Annotated in this window: 23 protein-coding genes; 6 read left to right on the top strand and 17 right to left on the bottom strand. The window is 41.4% G+C overall.

What is annotated here, in order from left to right:
- Positions 1-44 precede the first annotated feature (44 nt).
- Complete coding sequence (locus IEW93_RS10655; protein ID WP_188739377.1) at positions 45-1,334, bottom strand: NAD(P)/FAD-dependent oxidoreductase; 1,290 nt, start codon at positions 1,332-1,334, stop codon at positions 45-47.
- Between the two features lie 70 nt (positions 1,335-1,404).
- Positions 1,405-1,743, bottom strand: coding sequence for a nitrogen regulatory protein P-II (gene glnB / locus IEW93_RS10650; protein ID WP_124017158.1), 339 nt, complete (start codon positions 1,741-1,743; stop codon positions 1,405-1,407).
- 218 nt (positions 1,744-1,961) lie between these two features.
- On the opposite strand from glnB, the gene IEW93_RS10645 reads away from it, so the two are divergent.
- Positions 1,962-2,486, top strand: a complete 525-nt coding sequence (locus IEW93_RS10645) for a GspH/FimT family pseudopilin (protein ID WP_188739311.1) — start codon at positions 1,962-1,964, stop codon at positions 2,484-2,486.
- Positions 2,487-2,609: 123 nt separating this feature from the next.
- Complete coding sequence (locus IEW93_RS10640) at positions 2,610-3,134, top strand: GspH/FimT family pseudopilin (protein ID WP_188739310.1); 525 nt, start codon at positions 2,610-2,612, stop codon at positions 3,132-3,134.
- Between the two features lie 51 nt (positions 3,135-3,185).
- Here IEW93_RS10640 and IEW93_RS10635 read toward each other — a convergent pair whose 3' ends face one another.
- The 12 genes from IEW93_RS10635 to murJ all read right to left on the bottom strand — a co-directional run bounded on the left by IEW93_RS10635 (position 3,186) and on the right by murJ (position 17,117).
- Positions 3,186-3,485, bottom strand: coding sequence for a TapY2 family type IVa secretion system protein (locus IEW93_RS10635; RefSeq protein WP_229706669.1), 300 nt, complete (start codon positions 3,483-3,485; stop codon positions 3,186-3,188).
- A 2-nt stretch (positions 3,486-3,487) separates the two neighbouring features.
- Positions 3,488-3,883: a type IV pilin protein gene (locus tag IEW93_RS10630; protein WP_223418583.1), complete on the bottom strand. Its 396-nt coding sequence runs from the start codon at positions 3,881-3,883 to the stop codon at positions 3,488-3,490.
- Between the two features lie 16 nt (positions 3,884-3,899).
- Entirely contained in the window at positions 3,900-7,406 is a 3,507-nt protein-coding gene (locus IEW93_RS10625) for a pilus assembly protein (RefSeq protein WP_188739307.1), read from the bottom strand.
- A gap of 2 nt (positions 7,407-7,408) precedes the next feature.
- Positions 7,409-7,852: a pilus assembly PilX family protein gene (locus IEW93_RS10620; RefSeq protein WP_188739306.1), complete on the bottom strand. Its 444-nt coding sequence runs from the start codon at positions 7,850-7,852 to the stop codon at positions 7,409-7,411.
- Between the two features lie 60 nt (positions 7,853-7,912).
- Positions 7,913-8,881: a PilW family protein gene (locus IEW93_RS10615; RefSeq protein ID WP_373284913.1), complete on the bottom strand. Its 969-nt coding sequence runs from the start codon at positions 8,879-8,881 to the stop codon at positions 7,913-7,915.
- On the bottom strand, positions 8,878-9,432 hold the full coding sequence (gene pilV / locus IEW93_RS10610) for a type IV pilus modification protein PilV (protein ID WP_188739305.1): 555 nt from the start codon (positions 9,430-9,432) through the stop codon (positions 8,878-8,880). Before pilV ends, IEW93_RS10615 begins: the two co-directional genes overlap by 4 nt.
- A 249-nt stretch (positions 9,433-9,681) precedes the next feature.
- Positions 9,682-10,641: a 4-hydroxy-3-methylbut-2-enyl diphosphate reductase gene (gene ispH, locus IEW93_RS10605; protein WP_188739304.1), complete on the bottom strand. Its 960-nt coding sequence runs from the start codon at positions 10,639-10,641 to the stop codon at positions 9,682-9,684.
- 9 nt (positions 10,642-10,650) lie between these two features.
- Positions 10,651-11,124, bottom strand: a complete 474-nt coding sequence (fkpB, locus tag IEW93_RS10600; RefSeq protein WP_188739303.1) for an FKBP-type peptidyl-prolyl cis-trans isomerase — start codon at positions 11,122-11,124, stop codon at positions 10,651-10,653.
- The gene (gene lspA, locus IEW93_RS10595; protein WP_188739375.1) at positions 11,087-11,599 is read right to left on the bottom strand and encodes a signal peptidase II; all 513 of its coding nucleotides are present in this window, start codon (positions 11,597-11,599) and stop codon (positions 11,087-11,089) included. Before lspA ends, fkpB begins: the two co-directional genes overlap by 38 nt.
- 19 nt (positions 11,600-11,618) lie before the next feature.
- Positions 11,619-14,441: an isoleucine--tRNA ligase gene (gene ileS, locus IEW93_RS10590; RefSeq protein ID WP_188739302.1), complete on the bottom strand. Its 2,823-nt coding sequence runs from the start codon at positions 14,439-14,441 to the stop codon at positions 11,619-11,621.
- A gap of 32 nt (positions 14,442-14,473) precedes the next feature.
- Positions 14,474-15,409 carry a bifunctional riboflavin kinase/FAD synthetase gene (gene ribF, locus IEW93_RS10585; RefSeq protein WP_188739301.1) on the bottom strand — a complete coding sequence of 312 codons (936 nt, stop codon included), beginning with the start codon at positions 15,407-15,409 and terminating at the stop codon, positions 14,474-14,476.
- Between the two features lie 148 nt (positions 15,410-15,557).
- On the bottom strand, positions 15,558-17,117 hold the full coding sequence (gene murJ / locus IEW93_RS10580) for a murein biosynthesis integral membrane protein MurJ (RefSeq protein ID WP_188739300.1): 1,560 nt from the start codon (positions 17,115-17,117) through the stop codon (positions 15,558-15,560).
- 259 nt (positions 17,118-17,376) lie between these two features.
- Between murJ and rpsT the strand changes: the two genes are divergently transcribed.
- Positions 17,377-17,643 (top strand): 30S ribosomal protein S20, encoded by a 267-nt coding sequence (rpsT, locus tag IEW93_RS10575; RefSeq protein WP_160053085.1) that lies wholly within the window; start codon positions 17,377-17,379, stop codon positions 17,641-17,643.
- Between the two features lie 458 nt (positions 17,644-18,101).
- Here rpsT and IEW93_RS10570 read toward each other — a convergent pair whose 3' ends face one another.
- On the bottom strand, positions 18,102-18,398 hold the full coding sequence (locus IEW93_RS10570) for an ArsR/SmtB family transcription factor (protein WP_188739374.1): 297 nt from the start codon (positions 18,396-18,398) through the stop codon (positions 18,102-18,104).
- Between the two features lie 133 nt (positions 18,399-18,531).
- Between IEW93_RS10570 and IEW93_RS10565 the strand changes: the two genes are divergently transcribed.
- The gene (locus IEW93_RS10565) at positions 18,532-19,977 is read left to right on the top strand and encodes a M20/M25/M40 family metallo-hydrolase (RefSeq protein WP_188739299.1); all 1,446 of its coding nucleotides are present in this window, start codon (positions 18,532-18,534) and stop codon (positions 19,975-19,977) included.
- 80 nt (positions 19,978-20,057) lie between these two features.
- On the opposite strand, the gene yaaA is transcribed toward IEW93_RS10565, so the two are convergent.
- Complete coding sequence (gene yaaA / locus IEW93_RS10560; RefSeq protein ID WP_188739298.1) at positions 20,058-20,834, bottom strand: peroxide stress protein YaaA; 777 nt, start codon at positions 20,832-20,834, stop codon at positions 20,058-20,060.
- A gap of 101 nt (positions 20,835-20,935) precedes the next feature.
- On the bottom strand, positions 20,936-22,372 hold the full coding sequence (locus IEW93_RS10555; RefSeq protein WP_188739373.1) for an alanine/glycine:cation symporter family protein: 1,437 nt from the start codon (positions 22,370-22,372) through the stop codon (positions 20,936-20,938).
- A gap of 515 nt (positions 22,373-22,887) precedes the next feature.
- On the opposite strand from IEW93_RS10555, the gene IEW93_RS10550 reads away from it, so the two are divergent.
- On the top strand, positions 22,888-25,254 hold the full coding sequence (locus IEW93_RS10550) for a phosphoketolase family protein (RefSeq protein WP_188739297.1): 2,367 nt from the start codon (positions 22,888-22,890) through the stop codon (positions 25,252-25,254).
- Between the two features lie 397 nt (positions 25,255-25,651).
- Positions 25,652-26,764 (top strand): OmpA family protein, encoded by a 1,113-nt coding sequence (locus IEW93_RS10545; RefSeq protein ID WP_188739296.1) that lies wholly within the window; start codon positions 25,652-25,654, stop codon positions 26,762-26,764.
- The last annotated feature ends 51 nt before the right edge of the window (positions 26,765-26,815 follow it).

Genomic DNA, 26,815 nt, shown 5'->3' with positions numbered 1-26,815 from the left:
AAAGGGCTCTAACAGTAAAAAGCCCTTGTTCGGTCAAAAAGAGCTTAATGTAATTTAAGCTTGGGGCGTTGCCAGCGCAGTAGTTTTTGAGCAACACGATACACAGATGCCGAAAACCAACCATACAAACTGGCTAAATGACGTTGGTATAATGAGATATACATTAATCGTGCGACATGGCCCTCAACGAAAAAATCACCAGAGCGTAAATTGCCCATTAAATTACCTACCGCTGAAAAACGGCTTAATGAAACCAGCGAACCATAATCTTTGTACTCAAAGGGCTTTTCGGGCTGTGATTTCATTTTTAAACATAAATTAGCATAAAGTCGATCTGCCATTTGCGCTGCAGCTTGAGCACGGGGAGGCACAGGCTTTCCTGACGGTAATATAAGCTGTGCGCAATCACCTAAAGCATATATATCAGCGATGCCTTTAACTCTCATACACTCATCAACATCGATTTGATTACGAGGAGTCACAGGCAGTTGAGTGAAATTTTCAAACACTTTTGGGCCTTTTACACCTGCTGCCCACACCTTAATATTGGCTTTTATCACATCACCTGTAGCCGTTACAAATCCTTCTTTGGTGACTTCTTTTACCTGCACACCTAAATGTAATTTTACTCCGAGTTTTGATAAAACGGTTTGTGCTCTAGCGCTGACTTGTTCAGGCAGCTGCGGTAAAATTTTATTTGAGGCTTCAATAAGATTAATGTCTAGATGATCTTTACTGATATTTTGATAACCGTACTCTTTAACAGATTCAATCACATGATGTAGTTCAGCCGCTAATTCAACACCTGTAGCCCCTGCGCCTACAATACCAATGCCTAGTTGATCCTGGGTTTCATTGAGTTGTAATAAGGCATCCATCAATTTGTGGTGAAATAAATTTGCACTATCGAGACTGTCTAGAAATATACAGTGCTTTTCGGCACCGGGTGTATTAAAGCTGTTTGAAACCCCGCCTAAAGCTAATACCAGGGTGTCATATTCAATATGACGTGCAGCAATGATCTCCTCTCCTTCATCGTTACTGACAGGAGCGAGCTGAATAGACTTAGTTTGAGGATCACACTGCGCAATTTCACCTCGAACATAGCGATAGCCATTTTTTAAGCCATGATCTCGGTATTGCACCCCTTCAATTGATTGATCTATAACTCCCACAGCAACTTCATGTAATTTGGGCTTCCAAATATGAACGGTGTTCTTATCAATCAAGCTGATATCGACTAAAGGATTGTTACCGAATTTACGCCCCAATTTTGAGGCTAAAGCTAAACCAGCAGCCCCGCCACCCACGATAACAATTCTTTGTTGCATAATTTACCTCTGAAACCCTATAAAACAATACGACTAACAAAATCAACTGACATTAAAAAGGCCCTAATGGGCCTTATACTGCTTCTTCGTTTTCTTCACCGGTACGGATACGAATAACGCGCTCGACATCAGTCACGAAAATTTTACCATCACCAATTTTACCTGTTCTGGCGGTATCAACAATCACATCGATGGCTCTCTCTAGTAGCTCATCTTGGATCACGAGCTCAATTTTAACCTTAGGTAAAAAATCAACCATGTATTCTGCACCGCGATAAAGCTCAGTATGGCCTTTTTGGCGTCCAAACCCTTTTACTTCTGACACTGTCATACCCGTAATGCCAATCTCAGCGAGTGACTCACGCACATCATCAAGTTTAAATGGTTTAATAATGGCTTCGACTTTTTTCATTACATACTCCTGTCATCGGCTAATTCTTGGTTAAGCGTTTGTCGTAGTTGACGTTTATGGTAACCAAATTTATTGCAAATATCTTACTTGAATCTACAGCAAATTGTCGCTGCTATTTTGCGTATTTAGAAAAAGATATTTCACAGCAAACACATTGGTCATTTTCTATACTATTGAGCTCATGGCTGGATGCTCCACTAGATTAAGGATGAACTAACATGACCGCTATTTATCTCACTAAGGGCTTTAGCCTTATTGAAGTCATTGTAACAAGTTTGCTAATTATGTTGCTCTCACTCATTGCTATCCCCTCTTTTAGTGCCGTTAATGAACAGATTAGAGCGCAAAGCAGTATTAAAGTAATACAACAAACAATTCAATTTGGTCGTAATATGGCCATTACTTATGGAACAAGGGTGACGGTATGCCCTATTGTTGATAACAAATGTTCTGCTGATTGGAGTATTGGTTTAAGCGTATTTATTGATCAAGGCAAAAAGAATCAATTAGATGCTAATGATCAAATACTACAGCAAACATCTGCATTTAATGAAAATGATTATGTTAGCTATAACCGCGCAGCTGTTCGCTTTCAACCTGATGGATTAGCATCTGGCACTAATGGCACACTAACGTATTGCCCTGGGACGGTTGATAGCGAATACTCAAAAGCTGTGATTGTCAATCAAGCTGGCCGAGCAAGAATGTCGAAAAAGAAGAACATCATATGTAAGTCAAATTAACTTAGTAAATAGTGAGATAGATATTGTGAAATGACCGAACCTCAAGACAATAAATAACCAATTAAACGCTGTAATTCACGCTGTGCTTAGTTATACTCTTCTTATATAGCTGAGGATACACACATGAAAAATTTACAGCCAGGTTTTACCTTAGTCGAGGTGATGGTTACGGTTGTTATAGCCGCAATTCTTATTACTGTTGCAGTGCCTTCATTGAATTCTCTCTATGAAGGAATAAGAGCAAGAAGCGCAATTAGCACTATTGAATCTTCACTCGTGTTTGCTAGAAGCCAAGCTGTTAGTTATGGCAGTAGAGTATCTGTTTGCCCCATGACATCGACATCCTGTGGTACTGACTGGACACAAGGTTTTAGCGTATTTATTGATAACGGGACTATTGGTGCAATAGATACTACTAACGGTATTACTGATACTGTATTACGTAAAGTTGATGCATTTCACAGTAACGACATTATTAAATCTGACTTATCTCGATATAGTTTTAACCCAGATGGCATGGCGACTAATGGGCTAAGTGGCACTTTCAGATACTGCCCTGGTGCTGCTGACAGCAGCTCTTCTGAGGCCGTCAGCATTAATTCATCAGGTAGAATGTCTAAAGTTACTACAACAGTGACTTGCAGTTAGTAAAAAGGCTTACAAATGTAAGCCTTTTTCATTTTAAACTTGAATCAATAATTAATGTGTACGCTGAGCATCCTGTTCTCTGACTAAGACATCTTTAAATACTTTATCTTCGGTAATGCACTCAATGACTCTTTTCACTATCAATCGTTCATTAGTAATGGTAGGCACATAATCGGCAAGTAACGCGCTTTGCTCTTGCACAACCTGTGCTGCATCCCACGTAAACAACGCAATATTTGAGCCATTAGGAGTCTCTATATGACACTTATAAGGTGTTAATGTCGTTGTTTCATCCGCTATTACATTCATTGATAATAACAAGGTTAACACTGTAACAATCGGTTTAATCATGTTCATTTCCAACACTCCGTAGGGGACTTGGTACCTGTTGAAGTTAGCGATATTGTAGCACAAGCCGTATCTCGAGTAGCCTGAACCCCAACAGCTGTTGCAGTGACAGTATAATCATCCCCGCTTAATGTGGTGTCCACTTTATAGTAGGTATTTTCTACAATCCAAGGATCTGCTGACAAGCCGATTTTAGTCATATCGTTAGTAAATGCACGGTGATCAAGATAATACTGCTCTTGCAAATTAGCCACGTGCATTACACCAGCCAATCCATCACCTCTTGCCCCTTTGGCAACAAACTGGGTATAACTTGGATAAGCGATTGAAGCCAAAATCCCCACAATTACAACGGTAATCATGACTTCAATTAAAGTAAATCCTCTTGCATTGGTAATCATTATTTTTTGCTCATTGCTATTCATCTATATGATAATAAATTTTATTTACGCCTAAACCACCACCGATACATTTATCATCACCAGCGGCACAGCCATCACTTTCATCATCGTCTACTTTTTCCATGTCATCGCCCGCGGAGCCAATACCAATTAAGTACATATAACTTTCTGATGTACCATTTGGCGGTATGACTAACTGTGGAGTGTCTGGAACCCTGGCACCCATCTCTAAATATTCTTGAGTATAGGTACGAGTGCCCTTGTGCAAATCAAAACCGTATAACCGGCCTTGACCAACCGCTAAACATTGGTTTGCAGAGGTATTGTCCCCTGGAACATAAGAGGTAAAGTACACCTTTCCTTGAATGATTGTAGAAGCAGATAAGCTTTTTTCGCCTTTAGATGCAAAGCTATAATACCACCCACGCTTACTGCCAAATGCAATATTCTGTGCTTCTGTTGTTGGCGCGACTGAAGTGACATCATACAAATCAGTTAATTCAAGTGCGGCTGGTATTTCTTTACCTGTCGCACCAGTAAATGATTTGGTAACAACATTTCGATCTTGCAACATAAAGAACATATCTGAACGAGTTGTATCTAATGGATGTGGTCGATGACCTGTCCCGACAGTCACAGCATCGTAAGGGATGTTTTGATAGGTCAAACTTGTTGTCGTATTTTTTGATGCATCTGTCACTGTCACTTGAGATATATTTGTAAACACTGTTTGGGCCACTGCGGCTTCGGCAAAAAAGCGTCTATCTGTTGCTTGTGTTGAACCACCTAAACTTGCAAATTTAAATGCTGTCCACGGGCTAGTTGAACTAGTAGGAGATGCACTGGGTAAATCCATACGCCAAATATTAGCGCCAGTATCAGTTGCATACAATCTGTCGGTTAAGTTGTCATTATTACTGTCTAATATAGCAACGCTATTGGGGATACTGTCAACAATGCCAGGTAATTGCGTACCACTAGCACCTGTGCCAAATCGATAAACAAGCGCTCCTGTATCAGCATTTAAGATGTAAACACTGCGACCAGTTGTGTCATCGGTACCGACCCCTGATCCATCTTTTGTTGAAGGATTATAGCCACCACCAATAATCACCACAGGAGATGCACTATCTGCTGATGTATTACCGGCTGGAACGCCAGGGATCAAGGTAACTACAGGTTCAGACCATGATTGGCCCATGTCACTCATGCCTGTGGAGCTAGGGTCTACTTTCCATTTAAACTGTGGTGAATCAGGATTAGTAATGTCGAGTGCGTAGTACGACTTACCACCACGACGCATACCAACAAATAACCAAGCCTTATCAATAGTACCTGAAGCATTTCTTTTTACATATGCCACTGGCGGGCTATCCATACCATAAACAGAATGAACCCCTGTTGGCACGTTTGCCCTTAATTCACGAAGGTTAGGCAATAACTCTTGCGGCATAAATGCCCACGACTCTTCTACATTAGCACCGCTATCTTTAAACATGTGTAGAAAACCAGCGTTAGTGCCAAGCAAAATGCGAACATCTGGAGACCCCTCAGTACCATAGTTAATAGCTAATGGTTTAGAATGCAATGGATCGCCCATAATATCGGCACGCTTATCGGTTGTTGAGCCGTCGTCATCTTCATCATCGACATCGATACCAATCGTCCAATCAAATAATTTAGTTAGCTCTGTTTTATCAACGCCCATAAACGTCGCTAACGCAGCTTCACTCCCTAAACTAGTCGCAGCATTTGACTTGTTAAATGCTTTAAGTGCACCGCCTGTACCAAAATTACCATATAAGGTTCTACTAGAAGTCGATTGCAACTTAGTTAATGCACCTCCAATTTGAACGTTATTACCATCACCCCCACCACTCGTTGCGCTACAGACTGAATCATCAGTCCAATAAGAACAAGCCGACGAGGCTAAATTACCATCATCGCCAATGGCATCATTACCATTTTTATCGACAATGTCCCCTGAACCAGTCACTTTGAACTTTTTCAAGTTACCGACCCAACGAGGGCCTTCATTAGGTAAAAACATCGCATAATAAACAGAATCTAAAGTTTGGGTTCTGTCAAAGTTATTACTAGCAATAGAAGGAGAGGTAAAACTAGAGTTAGTTTCTAAAATATTTGAGAAAATTGACTGCAATGCTTCCTGTAATTTTTGAGCGTCAGATGCAGTGTATGTCGCTCCACCACCACGTGAAGCAGTTTCTTTCAAAATACCGGCAACTGACGCGGCATCAGAACCAAAACCGATAGTGTAAGTCGATACAGTCTGAGTGCCATCAAGGCTAGTATTAACATCGTTGTTATTTAACCAACCAGCAAGCGCCGGTAAATAGTTACCTGAATATGCACTTGTAATACCTGGAAGATTTTTTATCTCATTATTAGCATTATTGTCGTTTGTGGGTAATCCATCAGTGATATAAATGACATAGGCCTTGTCTTGGCACTGCTTACCAACAAAAGGCGATTTGTATACACTACTGACTTCTACGCTTGTATCCCTGTAAGGAGTTCTAGTTGGCTCATCATCACCATAACGAACCCCTTGACCAGAAAAATAAAGATAGGCTTCATAAAGATTTTCACACAAAGGAGTCCATCCATCGGCATTAAATGAACCAATTGTAGATAGCAAGTTAGATTTATTGGCTTCATTATTAGTGGTTATACCATACACGATTCGCCCACCACTGTTTGAGCTGCCTGAGTTTGTGTTAAACACAGACAGGCCAAAATCAACACCAGGAGTGGTAACAATGGTGTCTTCAATTACACGTTGAGCAACAGATAATCTTGAATAATTTTTTTGGCTTTTAGTGCTGTGATACCAGCTCACATATTTTTCTGTATAAAGTGTAATGGGTTGCCCGATACCAAAATTTGTTAACTTAGCTTTTTCAATTGCTGCATCAATTTCGGCTGTGGATGATGAGTTATTAGCGGCCACATAACGGATAGGATCTGCACTGCTACCTAGGCCATCAACAGGAAACCCCCAAAAATTAGTGCCATTATTATAATAGTTTCGCTCGGCAATATCTTCGTAACAATCAACTTGTTTGATTGAACTACCGTCTGTCAGTGGTAATTCAGACCAAACACCATTTTCACCTACATACTTGTGCTCACGAATATAACCGGTGAACATACCGTAATCTTCAAGGTATTTTTCACCCACATCACAGCCGTTTACACTGTGCAAGAAAAACTGACTACTGCTCACTTCAGGAATATTTGAACTACTGCGAGTAAAATACAACTTAGTGTCACCCTTTAAGGTACCCTTTGAAGTGTTTTCATTGCCTCGTTCATAAGGCTCGTCTGTTTTAAAAGTAGAACTCATACTACCAGACGTATCAAAAATAATGAGCACTTGTGGTTTAGACCCCGTACGAGCGGTGGATTCAAGTACATACAATTCGGTATCATCGGCCAAGCTGATGGACGAGTAAGCCAAAATTGCAAATAGCAATGTAGATAATAATTGTTTTAAAAACATGACTAACTCCCTGTTAACACTTCTTGTTCAATACCAGCAACAACGGTTACTAACCCCATATCGCTGCGGCCGAATGTCGCGGCACTCGAAACTTCCACTCTACGACAACTGATTAAATTTCCTGAACTCGCTGTAGCACTTCGCTGACAACTGACATCACCAGCATTCATAGGCGTTATAGTATTAGAAACACCTAAAGCACCATCTAAAGAGGTAGTTTCTACCGTCATTGTTGCCATTGTGCTACCAGCATTAGCTGAAATGACTTTATCTTGCGCGCCTTTTGCTGATGCCATTGCTTCAATTCGCTCAGAACCCGCACCAGCCATACGTAATGACTGAGTAGAATTAACAGCCAATGCAACACCGATAATGGTCATCAGCACGAGCACTATCAATGAAAAAAACAACACGATACCTTGTTGCTTTTTTTGCGATGTAATCATTGTTAACACCTTCTAAAAGTAAACCAAGCAATACACCAGCATTATGGTGTACTCATAAAACTAAAGATTAATTAAAATGGGGTTTTCTAAAATAATAGTACTAGACACAACCTTGCGACGATATTTGTCATTAAGCGGCCCTATCGTTTTATCACCCAACGAGTACTTATTATCATTTTTATAACTATTGTCTTCTTCACTTGCACGAACTAACAAAAACACTCTAAGCGCAACTAATCGTTGAAACAGCTCATTATCCCACATCAATGTGGTGACATTTTGCGCTGGCATATAGCTGTCCGCAGTACCGTCACCATCATTATCGAAGCCGTACATAATACGCATATTTTCTATGCCTTCTACGAGTTGCTCTTCGTTATTCATGCCATTATTGATTGATAGGGTGCGCCTTCTCAGCACAGGAGTTGAGCCGTCATCGCGAATAAAATAAACATGATGCTGAAACTCCCACACACGACTGTTTAGAAGAGTAGGCGGAGTTGCGCTACCATCAAAAAAGATAATTTCATTAGACGTAGTTGAAGCGTAGTAACGTGAAGATGTCAACGGAGCTGTGGCTGGTGGACCAATCAAACGTTTTATTTGGATAACATCAGTACCACTATTAGGTGAAACACAAGCCAATGAGTCAGCGCTGACACCTTGCTCGTAGCCCCAAAGTCGACGAAAATGAGCTGGTTGGGCATTAGGAAAGCTGGCATTGTTTAACCCTGCACCCACACAATCTGCCGTCACCGCTGTAGATGACATAGTGGTATTAGTACCTATAATAAAATCAGTACCAGTAATATCCCCCATAAAACCTAATTGGCTTAAGTCTCGCTCCATAATAGCCAACGCAATACGGCCGTTTTCTTGCAATTGATTAAACTGACTTGTTGTGGTGACGTTACTCGATGACATACTGAACATGGTAAAAAGACCAGCTGTTAAAAACAAACTGATCAGCATTGCAACCATTAATTCAACAAGTGACATACCCTGTTGTTTTTTTATTGCTTTCATCATCTTATAATCGCCGTATTAACTGCTAACGCGCGTCGTTTATCGCTGCTGCTACCACAGCCTTTTATAAAGGTTGACTGACCTTCGGTGCCATCTGAGGTTGCACGTACACCTTTCCATGTCATCACAACAGTGACATCCGTGCCAGTTACACTAATACACGCCGTAGCAGAATCGAGCCCACCAACATTATTATTATCTGATGATTTTTCATTTTCACCAGCAAATGCGCGTTCCCACTGATATAAATCCCAAGTTCTTGTTTCGGTATTAGTGCAAACGGCATTCACACCAACGGCTACATCGCAGGCTTTAGCAGATGTGATTGAAGTGCCTGAGTAAGTGCCTGCGTAATTTGCAAGTTCACTACTATTAATACGCATGCGATTGATAATATCATTAGCATAATACGAGGCTTGGGTTTGTTGAAAAGACTCAAAACTGCCTTTTTTGGCAACGAGATGCAGATTAAAAATGCCAATAAGGCCTATCACCAGAATAACTAGTGAAACCATTACTTCGATTAAGGAAAATCCATTCCTTTTTGATGACATCAGAGCCAAACCTCCATGAAAAGGCAATAAAAACTTTGGTTTGCCTTAAACCTAATCTACTGATAATTACATTAACCAATTTATAATCATAGCTGAGTTAAATGTAATCAGTAAGTAGCATGAATATATATTTACATTGATTTATAAAGTTAACATTTATTCAGTATTATACTCGGTTTAACGCACAAGTACAAAAAACCCGCAACCTAATTTAAGTTGCGGGTTTATATTTGTAGTCAATTGAATTTATTAGCGTAATTCAGCAGGGACCGCAAAAACCGTGTCTTCTTTTCTGCCTTCTACCTCAGTGATAACACTCGGGGCTAATGTAGCGATGGCGTTAACAACCTGTTGTACCAAAACCTCTGGTGCCGAAGCCCCAGCAGTGACAGCAACCTTTTTAACATGACTAAACCAGGCAGCTTCAACATCTGCAGCGGTATCAACTAGATAAGATTGGGTACCTGTTTTTTCAGCTAACTCACGTAGTCGATTAGAATTAGAGCTATTTTTTGACCCCACAACGATAAGCAAGTCGACTTCTGCTGACAAACTTCTTACTGCATCTTGACGATTTTGCGTTGCATAGCAAATATCATCTTTACGTGGCCCTTCGATGGATGGGAAACGTTTTTGTAGAGCAGCAATGATATCTAATGTGTCATCAACAGAAAGCGTTGTTTGAGTAACAAAGCATAAGTTATCAGGGTTGCTCACCTGTAGATTATTTACATCTTCTGGTGACTCAATCAGATAAACCCCGCCTTTAGGGTTGTCGTACTGGCCCATCGTACCTTCAACTTCTGGGTGACCTTGATGCCCAATTAGAATGCATTCTATGCCTTTACGACTCGCACGAGTCACTTGTAGATGCACTTTAGTCACCAACGGACAAGTTGCGTCAAATACTTTTAACCCACGGGTTTTCGCTTCTTTCCTAACGGCTTGCGATACACCATGAGCACTAAATATAACGATGCTGTTATTTGGTACTTGCTCGAGTTCATCAACAAAAATAGCGCCACGCTGCTTTAGGTTTTCAACCACATAACGATTATGCACCACTTCATGACGCACATAGATAGGCGGTTCAAATAACTCTAAGGCTCGCTCCACAATGCTAATGGCACGATCTACCCCTGCACAAAAACCACGAGGATTAGCGAGTAAAATGCTTAACTCTGGCGATGTAGGATCTACTTTCAACATGTTTTGCCTTTATTCGGTAATAACACTGACGACATCAAGTTCAAACGTAACGGTATGCCCTGCAAGTGGATGGTTTAAATCTACAGTAATTGAATCCCCAGCTGTATCACGCACAATACCAGGTATTTCACTGCCACCAGGACCTGCAAAACTGACAATGACACCGGCTTCCAGTTTCATGTCTGCAGGAAAACGGCTGCGGTCCATATAATGGATTGCGTCAGGATTCGACTCACCAAAAGCATCTTGTGGCGCTAGAGTAAACTTGTGTTTATCTCCTGCTTTTAGCCCTTTAAGTTGGGCCTCAAATGCAGGGCTAAGGCTATTGTCACCAATATTCAGCCTTGCAGGTTTTCCTGATGCTTTAGTGCTATCAGCTGTTGAGCCGTCTTCAAGCACGATATTCATGTGGCACAATAATGCATGGTTATCTTGTTTAGATAAATCAGTCACGGCTTGATTGCTCCTCTGATGCTTTAACATCAGGTTTGAACGATTCCCAAATAATCAATATGGCACCAACAAAGATGCCAGCATCTGCGATATTAAACGCTGGGTAATGGCTGGTATTCCAGTAAAAATCGATAAAATCCACAACAAAACCGTGCATTAAGCGATCAACTAAGTTACCTAACGCCCCACCTATGACGAGAGTAAAAGCCAAATTACTGCGCCACATGGTGTGCGATTGTTTACGCAACCAAATGGTCAATAAGGTACTAAACCCAATAGCAACAATGGTAAACAACCAACGCTGCCAACCACCGGCATCACTTAAAAAACTAAATGCTGCGCCATAATTTCTCACATAAGTGAAATTGAAAAATGGCAGTAGTTTTACCGACTCGTACAGTTCAAAATTAGCCAAGACCCATTGCTTAGATAGCTGATCGGCTAAAAACACCAATGCAGCCACCCAATACCAACGCAAGCCACTGTCTTTCCACGTTAATGGCACAGAACTCATTATTATTCCCTTAAGCGAATTCGCGTTGCTCGCCTTCACCTTCAATATTAGTCACACAACGTTGACATAATGTTGGGTGAGCCTCGATGGTGCCAACTTCTTCACGGTAGTGCCAACAGCGCTCGCACTTTTCAGCTTCGCTTTTATTAACGACTAATTTAAGCGAACTTAATTCGGTATCGATGGCATCGTTACCTGCTTGCGACATGTCTGCAACAGCGGCTTTTGAGGTCAGTAACACAAAACGCAATTCATCACCGACTTTAGCCAATTGCGCCGCTAAATCAGCATCTGCAAATAAGGTCACTTCAGCCTCTAATGAACCACCAATACGCTTATCACGGCGTGCTTGTTCAAGTACTTTGTTCACTTCGTTACGAACATCTAACAATTTAGCCCAGTAGTCATCGCTTAAATCACTGTCTAATGTGACAGCTTCTAAACCTTGGTACCACTCCTGGGTAAACACATACTTTTCACGCTTGCCTGGCAGTAATTGCCATACTTCGTCAGCAGTGAAACTTAAAATAGGCGTCATCCAACGTACCATGGCCTCTGCAATATGGAATAATGCAGACTGACAACTGCGACGGGCATGCCCTTCTTGTTTAGCTGTGTATTGGCGATCTTTAATAATATCAAGATAAAAACTGCCTAACTCAACTGAACAGAACTGCATCAGCTTTTGAGTCACCTGGTGGAAATTATATTGATCGTATGCTTCGATGATTTCTTTTTGCAAAGCTGCTGCACGGCGCACAACCCAACGGTCAAGTGCAACCATGTCTTCAGACGCAATCATGTCAGTTTCTGGATTAAAACCACTTAGGTTTGCTAACAAGAAACGCGCGGTATTACGAATACGGCGGTATGCATCTGCACTGCGGTTTAAAATCTCGTCAGATACAGTCATTTCTCCGCTGTAATCAGTTGCAGCAACCCATAAACGTAAAATGTCAGCACCTAGCTTGTTGGTGACCTGTAGTGGCGCAATCACGTTACCTACAGACTTTGACATCTTGCGGCCTTTACCATCAACGGTAAAACCATGAGTTAGCACTTGTTTGTAGGGTGCTTTACCGTTCATCGCGGTTGAAATCATCAGCGACGACATAAACCAACCACGGTGCTGATCGCTACCTTCTAGGTATAAATCAACGCCATGCCCTTGAAATTCAGGGCGCGCAGCAACCACAGATGAGAAGGTTGAACCAGAGTCATACCATACGTCTAATGTGTCTGTGACTTTACGATATTGTTCAGCTTCATCACCAAGTAATTCGCTTGCATCAAGATCCCACCAAGCTTGAATACCTTGCTGTTCAATACGATGTGCGACTCGCTCCATTAATGACACGCTGTCTGGGTGTAACTCTTCTGTTTCGCGATGTACAAACAAAGTAATGGGAACACCCCATGTGCGCTGACGTGAAATACACCAGTCTGGGCGGTTTTCTACCATTTTTTCAATACGGCTTTGACCCCAATCAGGGATCCATTGCGTTTGTTCAATTTCTTGTAATGCTTGCGAACGTAAACCATGGTTATCCATAGAGATAAACCATTGTGGCGTTGCACGGAAAATGATCGGTGTTTTATGGCGCCAACAATGCGGATAGCTATGGCGATAAGGTACATGAAGCAGTAACGCACCCTTTTCTTCAAGTAATTCAACCACACTAGCATTGGCTTTAAATACATGCTGACCTGCAAAAAATTCAGTATCTGGCTTGTAAACGCCATTATCGCCAACAGGGTTTGCCACTTCTAGGCCATATTTTTGGCCAACCACAAAGTCGTCTTGACCATGCCCAGGAGCGGTATGCACAATACCAGTACCAGCATCGGTGGTGACGTGGTCGCCTAAAATAGCAGGGACATCGAATGCGTAAAATGGATGATTAAAGCGCATTAATTCAAGCTCAGCACCTTTTACTTCACCTAAAATAGTGTGTGACTGAGCACCATAACGATCAAGACAAGACTCAACTAAAACTTGGGCGAGGATGATGGTTTTGGTTTCGCCGTCTTTTGTAAATTCGACTAAGCTGTAATCTAAATCAGGGCTTAAAGATAATGCGCGGTTAGCTGGCAATGTCCACGGCGTTGTAGTCCAAATTGCCATTGAAACTGAGTTAGCATAATTTGCAACACCAAATTTAGCCGCCACGGCTGCGCTGTCTACAGCAACAAAGGCCACATCGATTGCAGGTGAGGTTTTATCTTCGTACTCAACTTCTGCTTCTGCTAATGCAGAACCGCAATCGGTACACCAGTGCACAGGCTTAACGCCTTTATGCAAATGGCCGCTGTCAATCACTTTTGCCAATGAACGAACGATATTGGCTTCAGTTGAAAAATCCATGGTTAAATACGGATTTTGCCAATCGCCGAGCACGCCTAAACGGATAAAGTCGTCACGTTGACCTTCAACCTGAGTTGCAGCATATTTACGGCATTCTTCACGAAATTCCGCCGCAGAAATCTTGATACCAGGCTTACCGACTTTTTGCTCTACTTTTAATTCTATCGGTAGACCATGGCAATCCCAACCTGGAATATATGGAGCGTCAAAACCAGACATGGTTTTAGACTTAATAATAATGTCTTTAAGAATTTTATTTACAGAGTGACCAATATGAATGCTGCCATTGGCGTATGGAGGGCCGTCATGCAAGATGAAAGGTTTACGACCTGTACGGCTGTCGCGGATCTGCTGATACAGCCCGTCTTCCGTCCAACGGTTTAACATTTCTGGCTCGCGATTTGCCAAATTACCGCGCATCGGAAACTCAGTTTCCGGCAAATTCAAAGTAAATTTATAGTCGCTCATTGATCCCATACCGTTATTAAAGCTGATTCTTTTCAGCTAGCATCGTTGCTAAACAAAGCGCGTGCTTCATTTGCATCATTTAAAATTTGTTTTTTTAGCGCGTCCAATGATTCAAAAGGTTGTTCATCACGGATTTTTGCTACTAATTCTACTTCCACTCGCTTACCGTATAAGTCACCGGAAAAATCAAACAAGTGAACTTCTAATCTGCAAGTTTGCCCATCAACTGTGGGCCTAAAACCCACATTGGCAACACCTTCATATATATCACTGTCATCCCAATATACACGTACAGCAAACACACCGCGTACTGGAACCACATTTCGCTTCAAAGCAATATTAGCTGTAGGAAATCCAATCGTGCGGCCAATTTTTTGCCCATGAGCAACACGACCACTGAGTATAAAAGGATGCCCAAGCAAACGTCTTGCTTGCTCTAAGTGCCCAAGTGCAAGTTGCTCTCGAACAGCAGTAGAGCTAACCCTTAACGACCCCACCATAAAACTTTGAGTACTCACGACGGTAAAGCCAAACTTTTTACCCGCCTCAACTAGCATACTAAAATTACCCGTTCGCCCCTTACCAAAGCAAAAATCATCTCCCACAACCAGGTACTTAATCCCTAGTTTTTTAACCAATAAATCTTCAATAAAGACTTCAGCGGGTTGGTTTGCAAAGGCGACAGTAAAATTGATACACAGCAATCTGTCGACGTTAAGTTCATCGAGTAATCTAATCTTGTCGCGTAACAAGCTTAAACGGGCTGGCGCATCTGCCCCCCTAAAGCGTTCTTGGGGCTGAGGCTCAAATGTCATTAAAGTTGCAGGTAGTTGAAAGTGATGCGCTTTATTGACTAAATTGCTTATCACCTGCGCATGACCACGATGGACACCGTCAAAATTCCCAATGGTTAATACGCAACCATGATGAGAAGGTAAAATATTGTGTATACCGCGGATTAATTCCATTGCGCCCAATTACTGCCAATTATAAATCGGCAGATTATATACCCAAATCAATGTCAGATGCGAGTTTCAACCTCAGTTTATTACGGAAGTTTGCTTACTTAATCCCTTGTTGGATTTTTAAATTACCCAAGCGAGTAATTTATGCTAACTATGCCTGACGTTTAATCTTCCATGGACGAACGCCAAGTAGCAATAAACTGGCTAAATAAACAAGGGCACCACCGATAATAAGCTCTATTAACATCACCATACGTTGTAACGTAGGCCACTCCAACCACACGCTTATTTGTGGCATAACGTATATGATTGCAAAAGCCATAAGGGCAGTGGCAATTATGACTTTACCTGAAAAAATAAGTGTTTGACGAGACACTCTATACACACCAGCAAGATGTAAGCCGCGATAAAGCAAAACAGCATTTAATAAAGCTGACATAGAGGTTGCCATTGCTAGACCGACATAACCAAATGGAATGGCTAAAATAAGGTTAAACACCATATTACTCACCATGGCAATGATGCCAAATTTTACTGGTGTCTTAGTATCTTGACGTGAATAATACCCAGGCGCCAACACTTTAATCATCATAAAACTTAATAGGCCGCAGCCATAAGCGACTAAACTGTAAGAGGCCATTTCAACGTCATTAATAGTAAATGCGCCGCGCATAAACAACACCATTAACATAGGTTTGGCTAAAATAATTAACCCCAACATTGCAGGGGCGCCAAGTAATAAAATAGCTTTCACCCCCCAATCCATTGTCAGGCTAAATCCGCTACCTTCGGCATTGACGTGTTTTTTAGATAACGCTGGGAGAATGACAGTTGCAATAGCAATACCAAATAGCCCTAATGGAAACTCGAGTAATCTGTCTGCGTAGTACAACCAGCTTATTGAGCCTGTCATTAAAAAGCTGGCGATAAAGGTATCAAACAGTAAATTGATTTGTGAAACTGATACACCAAATAATGCCGGGATCATCAAGGTTCTAATTTTTACAACGCCAGGGTGAGTCCACCCCCACGAAGGTTTAACTAACGCTTTTTCGCGAAGTAAAAATGGAATTTGGAACAAAAACTGAATTAAGCCACCAGCAAAGACACCCCATGCTAAACCAATTTCAGGGTTCTCGAGGGTGTGGGCGTACCACATAGCAACGGCAATAATGGCGACATTTAAAAATACAGGTGTAAAGGCCGACACAGCAAAGCGTCCTCGTGTATTTAAAATAGAGCCAGCAAGTGCCGTAAACGTGATAAACCAAAGATAAGGAAACGTTATTTTTAGCATTAATGATGCTAACTCAAACTTCTCTGCATTGGGGCCATCATTAAGCCAATCTAAAAACCAGCCACCACCAAATAATGCTGCTAATACTGGCGAACAAATAACACCAAACAAAGTGACAACTGATACAAGCACGCCCAATGTACCAGCAACCTTACCAATTAACTCACGGGTTTCTTCAGGCGTTTGTTTTTCTTGATACTCGGTTAACACAGGCACAAAAGCTTGAGCAAAAGCTCCTTCTGCAAAGAGTCGCCTTAAAAAGTTTGGAATTTTATTAGCAAAGAAAAATACATCGGCGCTACTGCCAGCCCCCATTAAATTGGCAATTACCACATCGCGAACTAAACCTAATACTCGCGAAATCAGCGTCATAACACTAACTATAAGACCTGATTTAAATAATTTTTTGCTCAAACAGCCCCCAGACACACGGTCACTTCAAATAAAATTAATGGGAATTATACAAATATTCGGTTCTAGCTCTGTCACACAGACCCAAGAGCTGGTAGAATTGCGCCACATATTACACGAGTTGGGTTGAAGATAGGCATGCTAGGTTGGATTAATTTATCTTTATGATGAATATTCAATCGTAGACGTTGACAAGACGACAAAAAGCAGGCATATTCCTCGGCCTTTAAAAGTATCAAATCCAGTTTTTAGGAGTTGCACCTTGGCTAATAGCAAGTCTGCAAAGAAGCGCGCGCTTCAGTCTGAAAAGCGTCGTCAGCATAACGCTAGCCGTCGCTCAATGTTACGTACATACGTTAAAAAAGTTATCGCTGCTATCAAAAGCGGTGACCATAAAGCGGCTACAGAAGCATTCGCTACTGCACAACCAATTGTTGACCGTATGGCGACTAAAGGCCTTATTCACAAGAATAAAGCTGCTCGTCAAAAGGCACGCTTAAACGCAAGAATCAAAGCACTAGTTGCTTAATTCTTGTGATTTAAGATTTAAAAAACCGGCTTAGGCCGGTTTTTTTATATCTGCACTTTAGGGACTGTTGCTGGTAAACGTTAAAAAGTAACATTACCAAACGATTTTTCTGCGTTTCATTTTTGCTTTCATTTGCCAAACCGTTCACTCCCCCCAGTACAACTAATTCCAGTGTGTTATACAAATCAGGATAAATAAGTGATCAAAGATTGCGTAAGAATAGCCGTATAGAATACGGCAGAAATAGCAGCGACCTAGTTGCTCTACCTTCAACATTTCTGAGCGATATTAACCAGTAAAAATGATCACACTCTTGTGCTGGTAGGTATTAGCACAGGTCAAGCACAATGGCAGGCCACTATGTTATGTCTGTGAACCCCATTGAGTAATATGTGGTGTGAAGGTAAATAAAAACGTCTTAATGAGCTTTCATTAAGACGTTCGTGAGGCGGTATTAATTAATGGCAATACATATTATTTAGCACTTGGATCAGCTCTTTTACCTCATCACTCTTTAATGAATAAAAAACAGTCTGCGCTTCTTTTCTGGTGCACACTAAATTATCTTTTCGAAGCCATGCTAAATGCTGAGACAACGCCGACTGGCTCAATCCCAACTTTTTATTCATTTCTCCGACACACATTTCACCTTCATTAAGAAGATGGCACAAAATAAACAATCTACGTTCATTTGCTAATGCTTTTAGCAACACTACTGCATGATCTGCTTGCTGCTGCATTTTTTCAATATTCATCACGAGTATGTTCTCCTAATCTAACCCCGCACTAATATAGCGTTCCCTTACAAATAGAGTCGGGACATAAAGCACACTTTTTGGTAGATTGTTGTAAAAAATGAGACTTAGCTAAAATATTCGAAGGAAACTCATGAAACACTTTCAAAAAGCCAGCCTGGTTGGCGCTATTTTTGTTGCGCTAATTGGTTGCCAAACCGTATCACCAATCAAAACAACCACACCTAAATTAATAATTAATGATTCTGATGATGCGCAAATCAGTCAACAACTTGCTAAGCAAGCATTATCATCACGATTAAGCTACGACATTGTTGAATCGCTTACCGTTGAAGTCGGTCCTCGATTAGCCGGAACCGATAAAGACATTGTTGCAGTCGATTGGGCAATGGAAAAACTGTGGTTGATGGGATTTGATAAAGTCTATAAAGAGTCTGTGCAAGTGCCTGCATGGTCTCGTGGAACTGCACATGCCAGTATTGTTTCACCTTATGAGCAACCCTTGGTGATAACGGCTCTGGGAGGCAGCATTGGTACTCCGCTAAACGGTATACAAGCTCCTATCGTTAGATTTGAAAGCTTAGAAGAACTTCAGGCCGCCTCCCCTGGGCGTATTGAAGGAAAGATCGTGTTTATAGACCATAAGACCGAGCGCCATATTTCTGGTAAGGGTTACGGCGAAAGCGTTGGAGGCCGCTCTCGAGGTGCAATTGCAGCGGCAGAAAAAGGCGCCGTAGCTATTGTAATCCGCTCAATTGGCACCGACCATGATCGTATGGCACACACAGGAATGATGCGTTACGAAGAAGGGATCCCTAAAATTCCTGCTGCAGCAATGTCTAACCCAGATGCAGACTTAATTAATGCCATGTTAAAACGTGATCCTAATATTGTGCTGTCATTAAATATGACTTCAGAAAACCAGGGGATTGCAACGTCATATAATGTGATTGCTGAAGTAACAGGGAGCAGTAAACCAGATGAGATTGTATTAATTGGTGCGCATTTAGACTCCTGGGATGAAGGCACTGGAGCCATTGACGATGGCGCAGGTGTCGCCATAGTGACAACCGCAGCTAAATTGATTTTAGACTTACCTCAAAAACCAGCCCGTACAATTAGAGTGGTATTATTTGCTGCAGAAGAAGTCGGTATTGTTGGCGCGAAAGCGTATGCAGAACAACATGCAGATGAATTAGATAAGCACTATATTGCAGCTGAGTCTGATTTTGGTGCTGGGCCTGTGTATAAAATTGATTTTAATGTCAATCCAGAGACTTTTGAACAGGTTAAGCAAGAGCATTCAGCCATGACATTATTTGGCGTAGAACTTGGCAACAATGAAGCCTCTGGCGGTCCTGATGTATCAATCATGCCAGGCTTAGGAGTGCCTGTAGCGTCATTGCATCAAGATGGTACTGACTATTTTGATTATCACCACACACCCAATGATACCTTAGATAAAATTGCCCCTAAAAAGCTCGCTCAAAGTGCAGCCGCTTATGCTCAATTTGCGTATATGATGGCGCAGTCTGAAATCGATTTAAGACCAATAAAACCCAAAGATCCTCAGAAATAATACCGAAACGACTTGCTGAACTCATCAAAAAAGCCCCTAGTGAAATAATCTAGGGGCTTTTTTGTCTGTTCATTTAACTATCAGCCTTGTTCTGCACGTAAAAAAACAGGTGCTGACGGAGTTGATTGCTCTGGGCTGTAATAATAGCCTTCGAGATCAAACTGGGTTAGTTGTTCGATACTCTTAGGCTGATTGTCTACAATATAACGCGCCATCAGACCGCGCGCTTTTTTGGCATAAAAGCTAATCACTTTAAATTGACCATTTTTACAGTCTTTAAACACTGGCGTAATAAGCGTTCCTGCAAGTTGCTTGACCTTGACCGACTTAAAATATTCGTTCGATGCTAAGTTAACAATAATATCATCGCCCTGCTCTTTTACTGCCTTATTCACTTCCTCGGTAATGCTGTCGCCCCAAAATGCATACAGGTTACTGCCTTTAGGATTAGCGAGTTTGGTGCCCATTTCTAAACGGTATGGTTGAATTAAATCAAGCGGCTTAAGTAAGCCATACAAACCAGACAAAATCCGCAGGTGCTTTTGGCTTGCCTTAATTTGCTCACCCGATAAGTTATCAGCATCAAAACCGGTATACACATCGCCTCTAAAAGCAAAAATTGCTTGTTTTGCATTATCTAATGTAAAAGGCGGCTGCCATTGTGAAAAACGTGCAGCATTTAATCCGGCAATGTTATCACTCACCTTCATTAAGCTGGCGATGTCCATTGGAGTGAGTTCACGGCAAACGTCTATCAAGTCTTGGCTTTGTGCTAATAATGGCGCTTGAGTAAAATCATTCGTGATTGGAGGATTTTCAAAATCCAATGTTTTTGCAGGTGAAATCAAAACCAGCATATGTTCGCTCCAAATAAAATCATAGCGTTATGATACTGGACTGACATAAAAAAACCATGCCGCAATGACATGGTTTTTTCGATTACCTTAACCTACAAATATTATTTTTTGGCAGGTTCGGTAGAGTTTGGCCAAATTTTTTCTTCTAGCTGATCTTCAAGCTCAGGAAATTTACTGGTATCAAACTTAGGATCGATCCCTGCATCAATCTGCTCACGATAATCATTGATTACTCTTACCGCTAGACCAGACAACAAGACTAACGCGACCAAGTTAACAATCGCCATCAATCCCATTGATACATCTGCAAGATCCCACACTAAACTGATTTTAGCCAGCGAGCCAAACATCACCATAGCCAAAACAACTAAACGAAACAGTGGTAGCGCTTTTTTGCTGTTACCAGATAAAAACATCACATTAGTTTCTGCATATGAATAGTTAGCAATAATTGACGTAAAACAGAAAAGCAAAATAGCAAAAGCAATGAAAGCACCACCCCAATCACCAACATGACTTGTTAATGCACTAATTGTTTTTGCAATACCATCGGAGCCTTCTGCAGCATCACCTGAGAGCAAAATAATCGCGGCGGTAGCTGTACAAATCACAATAGTGTCCACAAACACCCCCATCATTTGCACAAAACCTTGTGAGGCTGGATGGTTAGGATTAGGTGAAGCACTTGCTGCTACATTAGCAGCACTCCCCATACCGGCTTCGTTTGAAAATAAACCACGGGCAATACCGGCCTGCATAGCTTGAGCAACACTATAGGCAATACCACCAGCGGCGACTTCTTGCCATCCAAATGCACTATTGATCACTAGCATAAATACATCAGGTAACTTCTCAATATTCATTGCAACCACAACAAATGAAATTGCAATATAGGCTATTGCCATAATAGGTACGATTAACTCTGAGGCTTTTGCCACTTTCTTTAATCCACCCACAATCACAAATGCACTACAAATAACAATACCGATACCAACATAGATTGGTTCAAAACCAAATACTTGGGTCATCGCACCAGTAATGGTATTAGCTTGGACGGCATTAAAGACTAAACCAAACGCTAAGATTAAAAAGAATGAAAACAGCACACCCATCCAACGCTGGCCTAAGCCTTTTTCCATATAATAAGCAGGACCGCCGCGATATTGCCCATCACCATCCTTAACTTTATAAACTTGCGCCAGAGTCGACTCTATCATCGCTGTAGCCATACCTAATACAGCAATAGCCCACATCCAGAAAACGGCGCCTGGGCCTGCGGTACCAATTGCAACAGCCACACCAGCCATATTACCAGCACCGACTCTTGCTGCCATACTGGTACAAAAGACCTGGAATGACGACAACCCGTGCTTACCAGGACGACGACTGATAGCCAACACTTTAATACCATGAACAAAGTGAGTTATCTGTATAAAGCCCAGACGGACGGTAAAATATAACCCAGCACCAACCAAGCCATACACTAACAATTTACCCCAAAGCAAACTGTTCATGAAATTAACAATCGTTTCTAACATCGCCATATTGTTTTTTCTTCCCGTTATAAGGTTATTTTTTTTGTTTCAGGTGTAACCCCGATGTAAATCATCACAAAACAGTCAGAGCACGTCACTGTGCAAACTGTTATGCACTAATGCAGACCACTAAATCATCAAAGTGAAGCTAACATTATAAAAGCTAAAACTTGTAGATTAATAGGTATTGTTTGTTTCGGCTTTATAATGCTAAGAGCTTGTTACTTACCGGATACTTGATTTAAGTAAATAGCACTGCAATGCAACAAAAATAAAACAAAAACCACAAGTGACCTCCATCACACTTTATCACTTCCAACGTGAATGCTCTATTCATAAACCGCTGGATAATCGTTATTAAATTTCAAGCAATTAAGCTGCAATTGACGAAAAGTGAGATTCAGACATACAAACAATCGCTAAAAGTTAGATAAAGGCCACATTATTGTAACTAAATTACGAATACAGTGTTCTCAAAGAAAGTTAATTTAATATTTTCACTTTTAACCGAGGTCACTATGACTAACTCAAATGAAATCATCGCGCTAAAAAAATATGTAAGAGCAACCAACTTCCTTGCGACTTCACAAATTTATCTAAAGCAAAATGTGCTATTCAAACGTCCTTTACAGCACACAGATATCAAACCACGTTTATTAGGTCACTGGGGTACTTGTCCGGGGATCAACTTTGTTTACGCCAATGTAAACCGTTTGATTGTAAAACATAAGCGTGAATTCATTTACCTTGTTGGTCCTGGTCATGGTTTCCCTGCGGTACAAGCTAACTTATTTGTTGAAGGTTCATTAAGCCATTTCTACCCTGAAACGATCCCTTATACCGAAACGGGTATTGAAGATATCTGTAAAAAATTCTCAGCCGCATACGGCTACCCATCACATGCAAACCCTGAAGCGCCAGGCCAAATTCTAGAAGGTGGCGAATTAGGCTATTCACTTTCTGTAGCATGGGGCTCTGTACTCGACAATCCTAATCTAATTGCCGCCTGCTTAATCGGTGATGGCGAAGCTGAAACCGGCCCTTTAGCTGCATCTTGGTATGCTAACCGCTTGGTATCTCCAGCTAATAACGGTGCTGTATTACCCATCGTTCATATTAATGGCTATAAGATTTCAGGCCCAACACGTATGGGCCGTATGAGCCATGAGGAATTAGATTTAGAATTCCGTGGCCTTGGTTACCATCCGATTATTGTTGATGACCAACTAGATACTGACATTTTTGAACAAATGACAGTAGCAATGGACTTATCATATGAGATGATAAATGACATTCAGCGTCGAGCTCGTTCTGGTGAGGATGTGGTTAAACCACGTTGGCCAGTTATTTTAATGCGCACAGCAAAAGGTTGGACAGGTACCACTGAATATAATGGTAAAAAATTAGAGGGAAACTGCGAATCTCACCAAGTTATTGTCAATAATTGCGCTACAGACAAAGGCCACCTTGCAGCACTTGACGCTTGGTTAGCCAGCTATAAATTTGACGAACTAGTACAAACAACTGAAACAGGTGAGCTAGTTTTTGATAAAGACATTATGTCGTTAATGCCACCAAAAGAGCTTTGTTGTGGACGTCAACGTTTAAGCTACGGTGGTGAAGTGGTACGTGCATTAGCAAACCCAGATTTAACCAAGCTCAGCTATGGCGCAGAGACGCCTCGAGGTCAACGTGGTTACTCTATGCTTAAAATGGGTCAGTGGATGCGCGATGCATTCAAACTGAATCGAGATCAACGTAACTTACGCATCTTCAGCCCAGATGAAACTTATTCAAACCAGCTTCAAGCTGTATTTGAAGAGACAGATCGCGCTTGGCAGTGGCCAATTGAAAGCTGGGATGAAGACATGTCTCGCGATGGTCGTGTTATCGAGCTGCTATCAGAAAACTTGCTTTTCGGTATGCTGCATGGTTATACAGTAACAGGTCGTCACGGCATGTTCCCAACTTATGAAGCATTCTCACAAGTTGTATCTTCAATGGCTGACCAATACTGTAAATATGTGCATGCAAGCCAAGGCATACATTTCCGTAAGCCAATTCCTGCATGTAACGTAGTACTTTCATCGCTTCTAGAGCGTCAAGATCACAACGGTTATTCTCACCAGAATCCATCGTTCCTTGGCGCGATGCTTGAAAAACACCCAGACATTATCTCTGCTTATTTACCAGCAGATGCTAACAGCACCTTGGTTTATACCGAGCGCGCTTATGCAGACAGAGACAAGTTAAACATTATTGTTGCGGGTAAAAAATCGCTACCACAATGGTTATCACTAGAAGAAGCGCGTAAACAGGCTAAAGATGGCGTGATGGTGTGGGATTTCGCCTCTGATGAAAACCCAGATGTGGTACTTGCAGGTTGTGGTGATTACGCCACTCAAGAATGTATGGCATCACTGGTATTAATTCGTGAAATCTTACCAAGAGTTCGCATTCGCTTTGTCAGCGTATCTGAATTACACAGTAGCGGTTTGGGTAGCCTTAAATTCCAAAGCAAGCCTTGGATGATGGATGAAGTATTCACCGCAGATAAAGGGGTTGTCTTTAACTATCACGGTTATCCAAACACCATCAAAAAATTAGTGTTTGACTATAAAGGCAACCGTCGCTTCCGTATCAAAGGTTATGAGGAAGAAGGTTCAACAACCACACCATTCGACATGGGCGTGCGTAACGGTACTTCTCGATACCACTTAGTTATCGATATGGCTTATAAGTTGTTCCAACAAGGTGTAATTGATGAAACACAACATGTGGCCATTACAACAGACATGCTTCAGCGCTTGGTCGACCACAAGAACTACATCAAAGCTAACGGTGTGGATCCTGAAGAAATAGAAAACTGGGTATGGACACGCTAATTTAAGTGACAATAGCTCTCAGAAATACGCCGTTAAGGCGTATTTCTGTTTTAACTATGCCCAAAATTCAATAAGCTCAGGCGTATTTGATTAACTCATTAAAAATAAAGACGATATTTAACACTCATTTAAAATCCTCCTCAAGACAAAACAATAAGCCTTAACATCTGTTTTTACACACCTTTTTAATTGAGAGTCAAATAAATAACGGTGTCTTATAATTGACCATTACAAAAAATTAATCCTTTTTACTATGGAAAAACATCTAATTACAGCCCATAATTGCGCCGCTGACTAAAACACAAAGAATCACCACGCTAAGTGTCAGTAATGCATGACCCTAACAACTCCGTTACATGCATATATGGTGGAGTAAAATAACAATGGACTAAAAATTATGATGAAGAACACATTAAAAGTAGTATTACTCACCTCAATGTTACCTTTCGCAGCGTCTGCAGCAGAAGGCTTGTCGCCTTGGTATGTTGGTGGTGGTTTAGGTATTAATGATTATGAACAGAACTGCGATAACGCATTAACATGTGGTGACGATGACCCATATGCTTGGGATGTGTTTGGTGGTTACTTATTTAACGAATATATCGGTATTGAATTAGGTTACCGCGATTTAGGTAACGCTGATTGGACTGGTAATGATAACCGCAAATATGACGTTGCCGCTTCAGGTGTTAGCGTTGGTGTTGTCGGTTTTTACCCTTTAGCTGACAAATGGAGTCTTTCTTCTGAAGTTGGTACCTACAGCTACCTACTAGAAAACGACCAAAAATTTAACGGCGTTAACCTAAGTGACTCAGGTGTAGCTCTATTCCTTGGTGCCGGTGTTGGTTATAACTTTACTGACAATCTTAAGCTTCAAGCAAAATACCGTCGTTATGAAAACATGGACGCCGATGTATTAAATAACTTAAAAATGGAAAGCAACTACTGGGGATTAGCATTAAGCTATCGCTTCGGTACTGCTGCTGCCGCTCCAGTTGCTGCAGCTCCAGTTGTTGCACCAGTTGTTGTTGCAGCTGGCGATGATGACAAAGATGGCGTAACAAATAACATCGATAAGTGTCCAGATACTCCAATGACACACAAAGTTGATGCGACTGGTTGTACTGTTTATGAAAACGTAACAACCAAGTATGATTTAGGTGGCATTTTATTTGCTAACGATTCAGCTGAAATCCGCGCGGGTTCATTTGCTGATTTAGAAAAACTAGCAGACCACTTAACTAAGTACCCACAACACACTGTATCTATTGAAGGCCACGCGTCTAATGTAGGTAAAGCAGAATACAACATGAAGCTTTCTGAGCGTCGTGCAGTTGCAGTTGCAAATGCATTGAATAACAAATACGGTATCAAAACTACACGTATTAGCTCAATTGGTTATGGCGTGACTAAACCTGTTATGCAAGGCAACTCAGCTGAAGCTAACCGTGTTAACCGTCGTATCGAAGCAATTGTTACTGGTACTGAAAAACGTCCAGTAATGCGTTAATTGTCACAATAATACGCTACACTTTAAAAGTCGCTGCTTGCAGCGGCTTTT

It is taken from the genome of Shewanella inventionis, assembly GCF_014641855.1.
Lineage (GTDB): Bacteria > Pseudomonadota > Gammaproteobacteria > Enterobacterales > Shewanellaceae > Shewanella > Shewanella inventionis.
The sequence above is the reverse complement of the archived record's forward strand: the minus strand, read 5'-3'. Positions and strand labels throughout refer to the sequence as shown.